13 protein-coding genes and 1 tRNA gene are annotated in these 14,538 nt (G+C 48.5%); 9 read left to right on the top strand and 5 right to left on the bottom strand.

The genetic code is table 11. The features are described 5' to 3' along the window. The first annotated feature begins 6 nt into the window (after positions 1-6). Entirely contained in the window at positions 7-909 is a 903-nt protein-coding gene (locus B9Y93_RS10075; protein WP_085494557.1) for a glycine betaine ABC transporter substrate-binding protein, read from the top strand. Positions 910-1,187: 278 nt separating this feature from the next. Here the strand turns inward: B9Y93_RS10075 and B9Y93_RS10070 are convergent, their stop codons facing one another. Further along, complete coding sequence (locus tag B9Y93_RS10070; protein WP_085494282.1) at positions 1,188-3,107, bottom strand: endonuclease MutS2; 1,920 nt, start codon at positions 3,105-3,107, stop codon at positions 1,188-1,190. Positions 3,108-3,733: 626 nt separating this feature from the next. Between B9Y93_RS10070 and B9Y93_RS10065 the strand changes: the two genes are divergently transcribed. Both B9Y93_RS10065 and B9Y93_RS10060 read left to right on the top strand, forming a co-directional pair. Next, the gene (locus tag B9Y93_RS10065; RefSeq protein ID WP_085494281.1) at positions 3,734-4,327 is read left to right on the top strand and encodes a TetR/AcrR family transcriptional regulator; all 594 of its coding nucleotides are present in this window, start codon (positions 3,734-3,736) and stop codon (positions 4,325-4,327) included. Positions 4,328-4,344: 17 nt separating this feature from the next. Continuing rightward, positions 4,345-4,785, top strand: a complete 441-nt coding sequence (locus tag B9Y93_RS10060; protein WP_085494556.1) for a GNAT family N-acetyltransferase — start codon at positions 4,345-4,347, stop codon at positions 4,783-4,785. 41 nt (positions 4,786-4,826) lie between these two features. Here the strand turns inward: B9Y93_RS10060 and B9Y93_RS10055 are convergent, their stop codons facing one another. From B9Y93_RS10055 to uxaC, 3 genes are all read right to left on the bottom strand, one after another. Continuing rightward, positions 4,827-6,029 (bottom strand): ornithine--oxo-acid transaminase, encoded by a 1,203-nt coding sequence (locus tag B9Y93_RS10055; RefSeq protein WP_085494280.1) that lies wholly within the window; start codon positions 6,027-6,029, stop codon positions 4,827-4,829. Between the two features lie 11 nt (positions 6,030-6,040). Next, the gene (rocF, locus tag B9Y93_RS10050) at positions 6,041-6,946 is read right to left on the bottom strand and encodes an arginase (protein WP_085494279.1); all 906 of its coding nucleotides are present in this window, start codon (positions 6,944-6,946) and stop codon (positions 6,041-6,043) included. Between the two features lie 275 nt (positions 6,947-7,221). After that, positions 7,222-8,664, bottom strand: a complete 1,443-nt coding sequence (gene uxaC, locus B9Y93_RS10045; RefSeq protein ID WP_085494278.1) for a glucuronate isomerase — start codon at positions 8,662-8,664, stop codon at positions 7,222-7,224. Between the two features lie 181 nt (positions 8,665-8,845). Between uxaC and B9Y93_RS10040 the strand changes: the two genes are divergently transcribed. Further along, positions 8,846-8,931 (top strand) — tRNA-Leu (locus B9Y93_RS10040). Positions 8,932-9,132: 201 nt separating this feature from the next. On the opposite strand, the gene B9Y93_RS10035 is transcribed toward B9Y93_RS10040, so the two are convergent. Further along, positions 9,133-10,422, bottom strand: a complete 1,290-nt coding sequence (locus tag B9Y93_RS10035; protein ID WP_085494277.1) for an NCS2 family permease — start codon at positions 10,420-10,422, stop codon at positions 9,133-9,135. Between the two features lie 224 nt (positions 10,423-10,646). Between B9Y93_RS10035 and B9Y93_RS10030 the strand changes: the two genes are divergently transcribed. The 5 genes from B9Y93_RS10030 to B9Y93_RS10010 all read left to right on the top strand — a co-directional run bounded on the left by B9Y93_RS10030 (position 10,647) and on the right by B9Y93_RS10010 (position 14,514). Next, complete coding sequence (locus B9Y93_RS10030) at positions 10,647-11,552, top strand: ABC transporter permease subunit (RefSeq protein ID WP_085494276.1); 906 nt, start codon at positions 10,647-10,649, stop codon at positions 11,550-11,552. 14 nt (positions 11,553-11,566) lie between these two features. Beyond that, complete coding sequence (locus tag B9Y93_RS10025) at positions 11,567-12,469, top strand: ABC transporter permease (protein ID WP_085494555.1); 903 nt, start codon at positions 11,567-11,569, stop codon at positions 12,467-12,469. A 183-nt stretch (positions 12,470-12,652) separates the two neighbouring features. Continuing rightward, entirely contained in the window at positions 12,653-12,994 is a 342-nt protein-coding gene (locus tag B9Y93_RS10020; RefSeq protein WP_085494275.1) for a TM2 domain-containing protein, read from the top strand. A gap of 3 nt (positions 12,995-12,997) precedes the next feature. Then, complete coding sequence (locus B9Y93_RS10015) at positions 12,998-13,390, top strand: NINE protein (RefSeq protein WP_169027862.1); 393 nt, start codon at positions 12,998-13,000, stop codon at positions 13,388-13,390. A 206-nt stretch (positions 13,391-13,596) separates the two neighbouring features. Beyond that, positions 13,597-14,514 carry a Gfo/Idh/MocA family protein gene (locus B9Y93_RS10010; protein WP_085494274.1) on the top strand — a complete coding sequence of 306 codons (918 nt, stop codon included), beginning with the start codon at positions 13,597-13,599 and terminating at the stop codon, positions 14,512-14,514. Positions 14,515-14,538 lie beyond the last annotated feature (24 nt).

Raw genomic sequence — 14,538 nt, 5'->3', positions numbered from 1 at the left:
TTGAACATGAAAAAAGGATTGATTCTATCACTAATTCTTATGCTGGCCTTTACGCTTGCCGCATGCGGCAGCGGATCATCGGACAATGCATCATCCAATAATGGTGATGCCAATTCAGAGACGAAGCAAATGGAAGTGCCGAAGGAGATTGTCGGCATTGATCCAGGAGCAGGCATTATGCAGGCAACGCAAAAGGCGATTGAAGAGTATGGCTTGGAGACGAAGCTTATTGAAGGCTCTAGTGCTGCGATGACTGCTGCGCTCGACAAGGCGATTTCGAAGAAGGAGCCTATTATTGTTACGGGCTGGACACCGCATTGGAAGTTTGCGAAGTACGATCTGAAATATTTGGAGGATCCGAAAAATGTATACGGCGGTGACGAGCAGATCCACACGATTGCACGTCAAGGCTTGAAAGAGGATCAGCCGGATGCTTATAAGCTGCTGGATCAATTCGAGTGGGAGCCAGCAGATATGGAGAGCATCATGGTGGCGATCCAAGCAGGAACCGATCCAAAAGAAGCAGCTAAAAATTGGGTCGATGAAAATAGTGCTAAGGTTGATAAATGGGTGGAAGGCGCGAACCCTGCAGATGGAGTGAAGCTGAAGCTTGGCTACGTGGCATGGGACTCTGAGATTGCAAGCACTCATGTCGTTGCTCATGTGCTCGAAAGCAAGCTTAATTACAAGGTTGAGCTGCTTCAGGTCGAAGCAGGTCCAATGTGGACTGGGGTTGCGAACGGTGATGTTGATGCAATCGTCGCTGCATGGCTTCCAACCACACATAAGGATTACTATGAGAAGTATAAGGATCAGATTGATGATCTTGGCGTGAACCTGAACGGGACGAAGATTGGGCTAGTCGTTCCTTCTTATATGGAGATCTCCTCAATCGAGGATCTGAAGTAAGACAAACAAACGAACGGTCAGGCAGGATATCAGCCGAACGGCGTAAATAGCCAGATGGCTTGTGAATGCTCGCATGGCGGCAAGGTACACAATAGAGGATGAAAGACAGTAGAGGACCACAATGGCCGCAATAGCGGTGATTGTGGTCCTTTTCGTTAAGGTGGCGAATAGAGGCTTGTGCTGCTCGCCGTGATAGTACTGTCTAAGCCGATTGCTAGGTGACATGCTGCATATCGATTACAAGGTCTGAATTAGGCTTAGCATAGCTGCGCGCAGCATTATTCCTGGCCGCGCTGCTTTCGCATTTCCTTTTGCACTTTTCGCAGCGCTTTTTTGGAACCGCGATTCATATCGTGCTGGAACTTGCGTTCTTTATAGCTGGTAAATAAGGTATCCAAGTCATATCCTTCCGGATACAGATCCTTGGCCGAGACCTCCAGCCGCATGCGCTTGGCATGGACCTCGATCAGCTTGCCTTGGTACAACACCGTCACATTGTTGAATCGATCCTGACCTGCGTAGACTAGGGCAGCATCTTCATAATCAAGCAGCTGCACGCGGTCGCCCTTGGCATACTCAGTCTGCAAGTGATCGGCCTGAGTGTCTTCTGTTATGGAGGCCTTTGGCTTTGCGAGCTTGCTCTCATGGAGCCGCTCAAACCGATAATCCTTATGCTCGATATAGCGCTTCGCTCGCTCAAGCACCTGATCCTTCAGCTTCATGCGGCGCGATATCCATAGCGCATTGCTGTCTCCAGACTGTCCGATGACGAGCTTGTATTGCGGCTCAAGGGTCTCCTGATCAAAAGCCATTGCCGCGTTCATAAAGTCGGGGTGCTGCTCGGAGAATTGCTTAATCTCGCCATAATGGGTCGTTGCTACCGTGATAGAGCCCATGTAGTAGAACTCTTCGAGAATTGCGATCGCAAGCGCAGCCCCTTCATTGGGCTCCGTGCCGCTGCCAATCTCATCGAACAACAGCAGTGTATGGCGGTTAGCCTGAACCATAATCTCTGCGATATTCTTCATATGGGAAGAGAAGGTGCTGAGTGCGTTCTCGATGCTCTGATTATCTCCGATATCAACAAAGATCTTTTCAAATACAGCGACTTCCGTCGACGGGTCGCAAGCGATGTGCAAGCCCGACATGACGGCCAGCGTAATCAGGCCGATCGTCTTCAGCACGACAGTCTTGCCGCCGGCATTCGGTCCAGTAATGATGAGGCTCCGATAGGTGTCTCCTATAGTAAACTCCAGTGGGACGGCATTGCGGGCAAGCAGCGGATGCTTGCATCTTATGAGCTTGATGCAGCCATGGGCATTGATCGCTGGCTCGATTCCATCGATGCTGCGGCTGTATTTCGCTTTGGCAAAGATCATGTCATATTGGCTGATTAGATCAATATTCACCATTAAGGGCTGGTACTGCTCATAGACCTGATTGGACAGTTCTGCCAGAATCTGCAGCTCTTCGGCTGCTTCTTCAGCCTTAAGCATTGCCAGCTCCGCGTTGTGCTTAGTTACGGATTGAGGCTCGATAAATACGGTGGAGCCTTTAGCAGACACTTCAATGATGCTGCCTTCCACCTGATGCTTATAAGCGGCCTTGATTGGGATCGTGAAGCGGTCATTCTTTTTGCTGACAAAAAATTCTTGAATGTACTCTTTATTCGCACGGTTTTTCAAAAATTTCTGCAGCTGTTCTTCAATCTTCGCTTCGGACAGATCAATATGCTTGCGAATTCGCTTCAATTCCTTGCTTGCATTCGAATCGACACGGCTGCCCTTAATCGCTTCATGAATGCGATCCTCGATATCGGCGAATTCGCTCATGGAATGAGCGTAGGTGCTCAGCTTAGGCGCATAGAACTCCTTATCGATCATATAGCGCTTGATCTTGCGGCAGCCTCGAAGGAAGTCAGCAATAGCGACCAATTCAGCGGGATCAAGCACCATGCCTTTGTCGAGCTTCTCCATCATATATTCAATATTGGAAATGCCGATCAAAGGCACATGGCTCTCGGTATCTAGAATGTTCCTTGCTTCTGTTGTCTCATTCAAGCGCAGCTTAACAATGCTTTGGATAGGGCTCGGTTCAAGCTTGTCGATAAGCTGCTTGCCCAAGCTGCTGACGCAATAGGATTTAACGATGTCCTTCAGTTCGTGGTATTGCAATTTATCAAATGTACTCGTATTCATGGATGCATTCTCCTCACGATAATAAGATCATGATGAAGATCCCTACCACATAGGATTTCAATGGGTAAAGCGAAATAAATGCAAAAAAGCTGCAGGTCATAAAGAACCCACAGCTCGATATACATTCGTATTCAAGAAAACGCGGCAGAACAGAAATAGCGTCGTACCCCTGCATCTCACAAAATCAAGTGTCTACAGGCTTCAGTATACCGCTTCGGTATCCAATCAGTACGGCTTGGTCTGTATGTCATGCGCATGTCTTGAGCGTATATCGTAGGTATCTTCATAGGTAACTCAAATAACGCCATAATATAGGGTCGTTGAACAAAAGGGATGAAGTCTGGCATAAGCTTCATTCCTCGCCTATACTATAGAATCATTTGTTTGAAGTTGTGCCTATTTAGAACCTACTACACTCATAAAACACCTCGAAATAATTGTGATTTCCATTGAAATCATATGATGAGGTCATCGTACAATATTTCAGCACAGAAGTAAAGGGACAGATGACAACAGGCCAATAGGATGACTGCTTAAGCAAGTCATCGGCCAAGTGCAGCATTTGACTTGCAAGTTGGATTCAAATGCTTGATAATGAATCCTGACGATCGTCAGGAGGTGAGGTAGTGACTTTGCAACGGGTGCGAAGCGCTGCGCTTAAGCAGTTCGCTAAGGAAGGCTATCACGGTGCCTCGCTGTCGCAGATTGCCCTTGAGGCAGGCATTCGCAAGCAATCGATTGCCACCTATTATCCTTCAAAGGAGCAGCTCTACCTTGCTGTCTGCGAAGAGGTGATCGAGGATTATCTGGCGTTTATGGATGAGGTGCAGAACGATCCGCTTCAACTAGAACAAGCAAGTGTTAAGGACAAGCTGCTGCGGGTATTGCAAGCGAATATCGGCTATAAGCTGAAGCATGCGGATATCCATGCTTTTTTGAATCATTTGATTCATTTTCCACCTGAATTTCTTAGAGTGCATGTGCTTCAGCAGATTGGGCGAATGGAACTCGTGTCCTCAGCGATGTACCGTCAGCTGTTTGAAGAAGGAATGGAAAACGGGGAGATCAAGCGAAGACCTATAGAAGAGGCGTTGGCAGCTTACTATTGTCTCATTGATGGCCTTTCGGTTCAGTTGATGCTCTATGACAGCAAGAAGCTGAAGCAGACCATGGAGCGGGTATGGGATATTTTTTGGAATGGATTGAAGAAGGAAGCTTAAGAGGAGTGGTCAGCATGATAAATACGGTGCGGGTAACAACAGAAGAGGAACGTCAGGCGGCTTTTTCGATCCGAGAAAAAGTGTTCGTCGAGGAGCAGGGTGTTCTGCTAGCGGATGAATTTGATGATTATGATGAGTCCCATGAAGACGGGGCAGACCACTTGCTTGTGTATGCAGATGCGGTTCCAGCCGGCACTGGACGACTGAGAGTCGTTGAGGGGGAGGCGAAGCTTGAGCGCATCTGCATTCTGTCAAGCTATCGCAAGCATGGCATCGGGCGCGTGATTATTGCAGCATTGGAGCAATGGGCCAAGGAGAAGGGACTTGCTCATGCCAAGCTGCATGGGCAGACACAAGCAGAAGGCTTCTACCATAAGTTAGGGTACCATACAGCATCAGAGATGTTCATGGAGGATGGCATTCCGCATGTGCTGATGAAAAAGACGCTTTCAGAATAGATACCTATACGCTTTTTGATGACAGCTATTATCTTGATGGATTAGGATTGAAGCACAGAAGCTAACTGTTCAAATGCCCAATCCAGCTCTTCCTTCGTGATGACAAGCGGCGGCGCCAGACGTATCGTATGCTCATGAGTTTCCTTGACAAGGAGCCCAAGCGCTTTTAGCTGCTCGCAATAGGGCCTTGCCGCTGTAGTCAGCTCTATGCCGATGAATAATCCGCGTCCACGCACATCCTTAATAAGGGAAGACTGCAAAGTGCGCAGCCTTGTCATCAAGTAGCCTCCCAGCTCTAACGACCGATCTGCGAGCCTTTCTTCCTCCAGCACTTCTAAGGCCGCAATGGCGACGGCTGCGCCGAGTGGATTGCCGCCAAACGTAGAACCGTGTGAGCCAGGAGTAAAGACGTTTAATATGTCGTCATCTGCTGCCACGGCAGACACAGGCATTACGCCTCCGCCTAAGGCTTTGCCGAGAATGTACAGGTCTGGCTCGACATTTTCCCAGTCCGAAGCAAACATGCGGCCCGTGCGGCCGAGTCCGGTCTGAATCTCATCCGCGATAAAGAGGACGCGATGGTCGCGGCACAGCTTGGCCGCTTGACGCAGGAATCCTGTTGGCGGCACGATAATCCCAGCTTCGCCTTGAATCGGCTCGATGAGAAGTGCCGCAGTATGCTCATGGATGGCCTTTTTTAGCGCCTCAATATCGCCATAGGGCACTACACGGAAGCCTGGCGTGAATGGACCGAATCCAGACTTATAGCTCTCTTCTGAGGAAAAGGAGGTAATGGTCACTGTTCGACCATGAAAGTTGCCTTCACAAACGATAATCTCCGCTTGACCTTCTGGGATTCCCTTTCGCTCATGCCCCCACCGTCTCGCAGCCTTGATGGCGGTCTCGACCGCTTCTGCGCCTGTATTCATAGGCAGAACGCGGTTCTTCCCCGTAATGCGGGCTATCGCTTGGTAGAGCTCGCCAAGCCGATCATGATAGAAGGCTCTAGAGGTCAAGGTGACGCGCTCGGCCTGTTCAATAAGGGCCTGAATGATTTTAGGATGGCGATGTCCGTGATTCATTGCGGAATAGGCGCTCAGCATATCCATATAGCGGCTGCCTTCAGGATCTTCGACAAAGACGCCTTCGGCGCGGGCAATCACGATCGGTAGAGGCACATAATTGCTGACCCCATATTGAAGCTCAAGTTCCATGAATGATGAACTGGATGAATGGTCCAGCATGCTATCCCTCCTCAAAGAATGCGCTTGCCGAGCAGCGAGCAAATAAGCTCATTGGCGAGCTTTACCGTCTGCTTGTTGCGATCCAAGAGCGGATTGACCTCTACGACTTCAGCTGAGGTCAATATATTCGCTTCATGCAGCGCTTCTAAAGCATAATGAGCCTCCCGATAGGTGACTCCTCCTCTGACGGCTGTGCCAGTGCCAGGTGCTTCATAAGGATCGACACTGTCTATATCGAAGCTAAGATGGACCCCATCGGTGCCAGCGCTTACGATTGCAATCGCCTTCTCCATAATGGCAGCGATGCCATAGCGGTCAATCTCATGCATGGTGAAGCAGGTAATGCCTGATTGACGGATAAATGCTCGTTCCCCTTGGTCGAGCTGGCGGGCGCCAATAATGACAACGTGTCTTGGATTGATGGAAAATGAGTCCTTTCGAAGTCCGGTAAGACGCGGATGCCCCTGATTCAAGCTGACCGCGAGAGACATGCCATGAATGTTGCCAGATGGGGTCGTCTCGTGGGTATTAAGGTCTCCATGCGCATCAAACCAGATGACGCCTAGCTTGCGATAATGCTTCGTAAGCCCAGCGATCGTGCCAATGGCAATGCTGTGATCGCCTCCAATAATAAGTGGGAAAAGAGCTTTCTTAACCCGATCGCTGACTGCATCTCGCAGCTTGGCATTAAGCTGGATGACGGCTTCAAGGTGCTTTAACTGAGGGTTGCGGGGCTGATCAAGAGCGTCAGACGACAAAATATCAACGACCCCATCATCAAGTACAGGGAGCTCAAGATGGGCTAGCTGCCGAATGAGTCCGGCATCCATCAACGACTCTGGGCCTAGCTCAGCGCCTGGTCTTGCACCGCCAAGCCCGAAAGGCACTCGCAGCAGTGAGATTAAGGATGGGTTCATAGAAAGCCTCCTCTCCGATACCATATAAGTGTTAGTGGAGCTGCTTGTTATATGTGTATGCACCTATTGGGCGGAAAGGTGAGTCTTATTGAATGATAAAAGGGGATGCACAGCAAAAAGCCGCTTTCCTAGCTCCGTTACGGGCTAAAAAAGCAGCGTTATATCAGGATAAGCGCAATGTAGTGATCGATAACAACATGAGCAGCAAGTTGGTGATTTAGGAATGAAGTGATGCGAATGTCTCTGCTAACTCTTTTACTCGCTGCGGCAGGATTCTATGCTTCAACAGTCTTTGTAAAGATGGTGTGGCCCGGCAGGGGAATGCCAAAATAGTTCTTCGCATTGTTATAGCATATATCTTGTACAATGCCGCCAAGCAGCTCATAATCAGCCGGAACTTCACCATGCTCTACCCATTGTCCGATCATATTGCACAGAATGCGCCGGAAATATTCATGGCGTGTATAAGATAGGAAGCTCCTTGAATCGGTTAGCATGCCGACAAAGCTGGACAACAGTCCAATATTGGCTAGAGCAGACATTTGCTTGAGCATGCCGTCCTTTGTATCGTTAAACCACCAGCCAGAGCCTAATTGGATCTTCCCGCGTATGCCGGCTGCTTGGAAGTTGCCTGCCGTGGAAGCCAGCATCTCGTTATCGTTGCTATTCAGCCCATAGAGGATTGTTCTTGGCAGCAGATCCTCTTGATGAAGCGCATCCAAATAGCAGTTTAAGGCAAGCGGAGAAGTCATCTCACCAATAGAATCAAAGCCTGCATCTGGCCCCAATTGCTTGAACATGCGTGAATTATTGTTGCGGATCGGTCCGAGATGCAGCTGCATGGTCCAGTTCAAGCGTCCATACAGCCTGCCTAGGAAGATCAGCGTCTCTGTCATGAACTTGGCTTCCTCATCGGCTGAGATGCTCTCCTGCAAGATGCCTTTCATGAAGATTTGGCGAATCTCATCATAGGATGCACGCATATAAGGCAGTGAACCAAGCCCGTGATCGGACAATCTGCAGCCAGTATCGTGAAAATAGAAAGCTCTTGTCTCCAGCGCCTGAAGAAAGTCATCATAGTTGTGAATGGCTGTTCCTGCGGCTTGCTCCAAGGCTTGGACGAATGGAGCAAAGGTCGGCTTATGTATCTCAAGTCCCTTGTCAGGACGGAAGGTCGGCAGCACCTTGGTAAGAAGGCTTGACTGCTTGGCAATGACCTGATGATAGGCTAATGAATCAGTTGGATCGTCCGTTGTACATACGCATAGCACATGCGAGTTGTTGAGCAGATTATGCACCGTGAAGCTGTCCGCTTGAATGATGGCGTTGCAGTGCGCCCACGCCTCTTCCGCATTTTGCTTGTTCAATGGCTCATGGAAGTTGAAATAGGTCCGCAGCTCAAGATGCGTCCAATGGTACAGCGGGTTGCCAATTGTATAAGGCACGGTTGCTGCCCAAGCCATAAATTTCTCCTTATCGTCAGCATCGCCGGTGATGAAGCGCTCTTCAACGCCATGGCTGCGCATGGCACGCCATTTGTAATGATCCCCGCCAAGCCAGATCTCCGTCACATTGCTGAAGCGCTTGTTCTCGGCAATCTCCTTAGGGGAGAGATGGCAGTGATAGTCGAAGATCGGCATCGATGCGGCATACTGATGGTAGAGCAATACAGCGCTTTCAGAATTCAGCAGAAAGTTCTCATTCATGAATGATTTCATCTTCGGTTCTCCTCGCTTAATCTCAGAATAGGACGACAAAGATCTCTTATATAAAACACTATTCTTCACTAAAAACAGTTCTCCTGTATGGAAGTCATCATTCCTTTTAAAAAATGTCTTTACATTTCGTCTCATACGAGGTACAATCATTCTTGTCCCTTCAAAAAGGAAGTGCAAATATGCGGTAGTGGTGGAATGGCAGACACGCTATCTTGAGGGGGTAGTGGGCGTACGCCCGTGGAGGTTCGAGTCCTCTCTACCGCACCATATCGACATTGACAACCCTTACTTCGGTAAGGGTTTTTTAGTTGTTAGAAGACTTTATTTAGCACTGATTTGCTATTCTATTAGATGCCAGATTAGATGCTAGATGTTCTAGAATTTAATTTGACTAGCCCATTGCAACAAAAATGTAAAAAGGCGACCCACCCCACACGGAGCGGATCGCCTCATTGGCGTATAAAGCTCTTACCCTACAGCATGAAGCACAAAGTTCAAGAGGAATAAGGCGGCAATGATAATCAAGGGCAGCCCTATTTGCTTCCACTTTCCTGTAGCGGCCTTTAAGATCGGGTACGAAATGAAGCCAAAGGCAATTCCATCCACAATGCTTGAAGTGAGCGGAATCGCGGCAATAACCAAAAAGGCCGGAATGCCTTCCGTCAAATCCTCAAATGGAATCTTCGCCACACTTTGGATCATTAATCCGCCAACTAGGATAAGAACGGGCGCTATCGCTGTATCCGGAATCATTTTAATTACAGGAATAAAGAAGAGCGACAGCAAAAACAGCACTCCCGTTGTCACGGAGGTAAGCCCAGTACGTCCCCCGGCAGAGATGCCTGCCGTTGTCTCCACTGCTGGTATGGCAGGGCTGCTTCCAGCGAAGCCTGCTACAATAACAGAGACCGAGCTTGCTTTGAGAGAACGATTGAACTTCTCCGGCTGGCTCAGCATGTTGAGCTGGCCATGAATCAGTCCGATGCTCTCGAAGACAAGCACAAGCACGATCGAGAAGGTGGCAACCCAGAACGTGATCGAGGTGATGCCTTGAAAGGACATCGCCCCAATGGCACCAACCGCTTCGCTCCAGCTGAGGCTTGATGCCTGAGCTGAGCCTTGATCCATCTGTCCAGTCAGCCAGGACAACAGCGTTCCAAAAGCGATGCCAATCAACAGATTGCCTGGCACCTTGCGCACGAACAAGACGAGTGTCACGATCAGCGAGATGACCGTGAGTAAGACCTGAAGATCGCCAAAGTGCCCTATTGCAACGAGCGTCTTCTCGCTTGCAATGATAAGCCCGCCCTTCTGCATGCCAATGAAGGCAATGAACAGACCGATGCCAGCTGTAATCGCTTCTTTCAGCGAAGCAGGAATCGCTTGCTGAATGAGCGATGACAAGGGCGTAAATGCGATGATCATGAACAGGATGCCGGAGATAAAGACGGCTCCCAAGGCTTCCTGCCAGCTAAGGCCCATTCCATGCACAATGGTGTACGAGAACAGGGCATTAACTCCCATACCTGGTGCAATCAGAATCGGACTGTTCGCCCAAAGTCCCATGATCAGAGATCCTGCAAATGCAGTCAGTGCAGTTGCGACGATGCCCGCTTCAAAGGGAATGCCCGCATCCTGCAGAATAGACGCATTGACGATCACAATATAGACCACTGTTATAAAAGCGACACAGCCTGCGAGCACTTCTGTCTTGACAGACGTATGGTGATCCTTTAAACCAAAAATTCGATGTTTCATCCTTATGCAGACCTTTTGTATACAGCCCCTCATCCCACCCATATAGCTTCACACAAAGCTACAATGAAGCCATTATAGCAGATGCTCCCTCGTCCTGTATCTGAGAAACTTTCCCCGTTGTGTAAAAATTTATTTGTGATTTGTGAGCTTTCCCTCTCCCTGAAGTACATAAATCGAGCTATAATACTATGATACGACAAAAAGGGATATTTTGGAGGTTGATGATGAATCTCTTCATACAATTGCTGCGCTCCCTGTTCATCAGCATGCTTGCGATGCTGGCCGTCATCTTAATCGTTCTCTTTCCGAGGCAGGTGAATGTGACCGTGACAGAGACCCAACTGCTAACAGACTACCCATTCAGCTTTCAGCAATACGCGCATCAGATACAGGCCTTCTTCAGCGAGCTGTTCTTGAATGGAAGCCTTGGCGTGAACCGGTATCAATTTCCCGTGATTGAAGATGTGCTGCTTGTCATGGGCAACAGCATGATCGTGATCGCAACCGCTTTGGTGGCAAGCTTTGTCCTTGGTGTGCTAAAAGGCATTATAGACTACAAGCTGGATCAGACTCGATTTAGAGTGTTTGGGAGCTTCGGGACGTGGCTGATGCAGTCCTTTCCTGATTTCCTGCTTATTTTGCTGCTGCAGTGGATGTTTATTCGTTATTTTCCCAATATCCGAATTTTCTCCGCAGAGCCTTGGTATGCCTTTATGATTCCATCCTTCTTCGTGATGATCTATCCAATGCTTTATATCGCTCGCATTACACAGGTGTCGATCAGCAATCAAGAAGGGATGCTGTATCTGCTTGTGGCGAAGTCCAAGGGCTTGCCGAGATGGCTGTTGTTCTACAAGCATGTATTTACCAATTGTATGGGCACGATCCTTACGCATCTGCCATCCTTGATGCTGTACATCTTATCGAATCTGCTTATTGTTGAGTATTTCTTGAACTACCCTGGAGCGGCAAACCGATTATTCATCGCCATCGATTACAGCGTGAACTTCGGAACCGGAGGCAATTATGAAGCGACGACCATTATTGGCATTGCCTTTTGCTTTTGTTTGCTTGTTCTATTCGTCCAATGGATCAGCATTATTGCCCGCAGAAGATATGAGGTGAAGTGATGGAGGGGAGATTCGTGAAAAACATTCCGTTAATTCTAGGAGCTGGGATGATTGGCGTTCTCATCATTCTTATGTTATTTGGCCCCTATCTCCCTTTCGTGGATGAGCAGCTGGAGCCGGTGAAGCATCGATGGTCAGAGGATAAGCGCCTCCAACTGCCGCCGTATCCTCCTTCCGTGCATAACTTGCTTGGAAGCGATAAGAATGGCGTTGATCTCTTCAGCAAAATTGTAATGGGCACAAAAGAGACATTGCTTATTGTGCTTGGCATCACCACATTAAGATATATGATCGCCGTTCCGCTAGGCTTGCTGGCAAGACGCCAAAAAGGGCTGGGTCACGTGATTGTACAAGGATGGAATCAGATATTCTCCTTCATCCCGACGATTCTTGCGGCTGTCCTGCTGCTTAGCATCCCGCCGATACAAAACGCGGAGCATCGCTTGCTCATTGCGATCGTTGTTCTAGCTGTGATCGAAGTGGGAAGGGTGGCTCAGGTAACGGCAGAACGCGCCCATCAAGTTGGAAAAGAAGAGTATATTGAGGCGGGAACTGCTTTGGGACTGAGCTCTAGAAGAATGGCAAGAAGCTATTATTTGCCCGCCCTTGCGCCAGAGGTTATTGTGGGCTTTTGTATTGATCTTGGCAAAGTGATGCTGTTGATCGGTCAACTGGGCATTCTGCAGATCTTTCTGCAGCACGTCTGGGTGGAAGTTCACTTTTTCACGCCGAAATATTTGAATACCAGCTTGAACTGGTCAGCACTGCTCGCCGAGCACCGCCGCGAGGTGCTGTCTTCCAAATTCGGCTTCATCTTCTATCCAGCTGCATTTATCGCCTTCAGCATCTTGGCCTTTAATCTGCTTGGTGAAGGATTAAGACGGCGGATGAAGCAGAAGTATCATACGACAGGCTAATGCCTCTTGTCATGTGGTGATAGAAAACGTAAGGAAAGGTTTGCTTTATTCTGGTGAATTTGAGGGTTTGGTTAGCGGTTGGCACGAAGGACAAGCGGCAATTTCTATTGGAAAATAAATGATTGCTACTTCAGGAAAATCTTTGTAGACTTAGGATTAATAATGTACAAAGGAGACAAATGCATGAACTATAACATTGGCTTGAAAAGCCAACTGGACACCCGCGAACTGCTGCTCTTGGACCAAGAGGTGAAGGATCGCGGCAAAAACATGGTTATAGCCTACGTACTATGGTACTTCCTAGGCTTGTTTGGCGGCCATCGCTTCTATATGGGGCGTACAGGCTCAGCAGTTGCGCAGCTTATTCTGTCTATCACAGTGATAGGCATGATTGTGACCTTTATCTGGTGGGTTGTCGATGCATTTACGCTGCATAACATGGTGAAAGAGCGTAATTATGAGGTTGAGAATCAAGTGATTCATTCGATTATGATGTCGCGTCCTCCGGGACCTGGAGTATACTAATCGATGCTGTCCAGATACGATCTTACGACAAAAGAACTGATGCTGCTTCAATCGGAGATGAGAAACCTTGAGAAGTCCGCTGGGGTAGCCTATCTCTTGCTGATTGGCGGGCATCTGGGCGCGCATCGCTTTTATTTGAAGCGCACATGGAGCGCCATTATCCAGCTAGTGCTGTTTATCCTTGCGACGATCATGTATGTGACATTATGTATCTTCATCGATACTGGTTTTGATGCAATGATTATCTTAAGCTTGGTTGGATTCTTGATTCCGGCGCTGGCCTTGCTGATCTGGATCATCGTGGACTTGTTCTTGATCTCCAAGATGGTGCGAGCGTATAATGCAGAGATCGAGCAGCAGCTGCTGATGCAGATCAAAGCCTATCCGATATCGTAATCGCAAAGGTTGATGATGGTATCGAGCATTGCTAATAGGACATACATTGCGGACAAGGCCGTCTTCCTAGCAGGAGGAGGGCCTTGTCCTATTAATGGTCTATTTGCTGATGTTAAGAGAGCATGGAAATGATGGACGAATATGGATATGATAGACTTAAGTTTCGGTTTGGAACAGCTGTAGGATGACAGACGATTGGAGGGATCATGGTGAAGATTGGCATGGTCGGCATCGGCGACATCGCGCAAAAGGCGTATTTGCCGATCCTTGGCACGCGATCAGATGTTGAATTGTCGATTGCGACTAGGAATAGAGAGGTTCTCATGCAGGTTGGCGATCAATATCACATCGAGCATCGATTCTCTACGCTACAGGACTTACTTGCTTCTGGCATCGATGCGGCATTTATTCACAGCGCCACAGCCGCACATGCTGAGATGGTTCAAGCATGCATTCAAGCGGGTGTCCATGTCTTTATCGATAAACCGATTGCTTATCATTGGCAGGAGACAGAGAGACTGGTACAGATGGCTAAGGAACGCAAGGTCGGTCTTCTAGTAGGCTTCAATCGGCGCTTTGCCCCGATGTATCGGAGCATGAGAGAAGCGCTGCCGTCACCAGAGATTGTATTGATGCAGAAGCATCGTACAAGCCCTGTATCAAGCATTCGATCCACGATCATGGATGATTTCATACATGTGGTAGACACGCTTATCAGCTTTGTCGGAGAGCCAACGAGCTATCATGTCCATGGCAAGATTGAGCAGGGCAAGGTTCATTATCTTGTGCTTCACCTGCAGGGGGCAAAGTCAGCTGCAATCGGAATGATGAATCGCCATACCGGAGTGACTGAAGAGCGGCTTGAAGTGATGAGAGAAGGACAGAAGCAGGTCGTACACAATTTGACGCACAAGACGTTATTTGAACAGGGGACAGAAATTCATCAGACGGCAGGAGACTGGACGCCGATGCTTGAACGACGAGGCTTCGTGAATATGATCGAGCACGTCTTGAATCAATTCAGCAGTGAGGTGCCATATGCAGCTAACCTAGATGAGACCTTGTGCACGCATTGGCTGTGTGAGGAGATCATTAACAAGTTGGAATCGAAGCACCTTAGTTAAGGACAAATCATGAAGAGGAGATAA

It is taken from the genome of Paenibacillus aquistagni, from assembly GCF_900177815.1.
GTDB lineage: Bacteria > Bacillota > Bacilli > Paenibacillales > Paenibacillaceae > Paenibacillus_B > Paenibacillus_B aquistagni.
The sequence above is the reverse complement of the archived record's forward strand: the minus strand, read 5'-3'. Positions and strand labels throughout refer to the sequence as shown.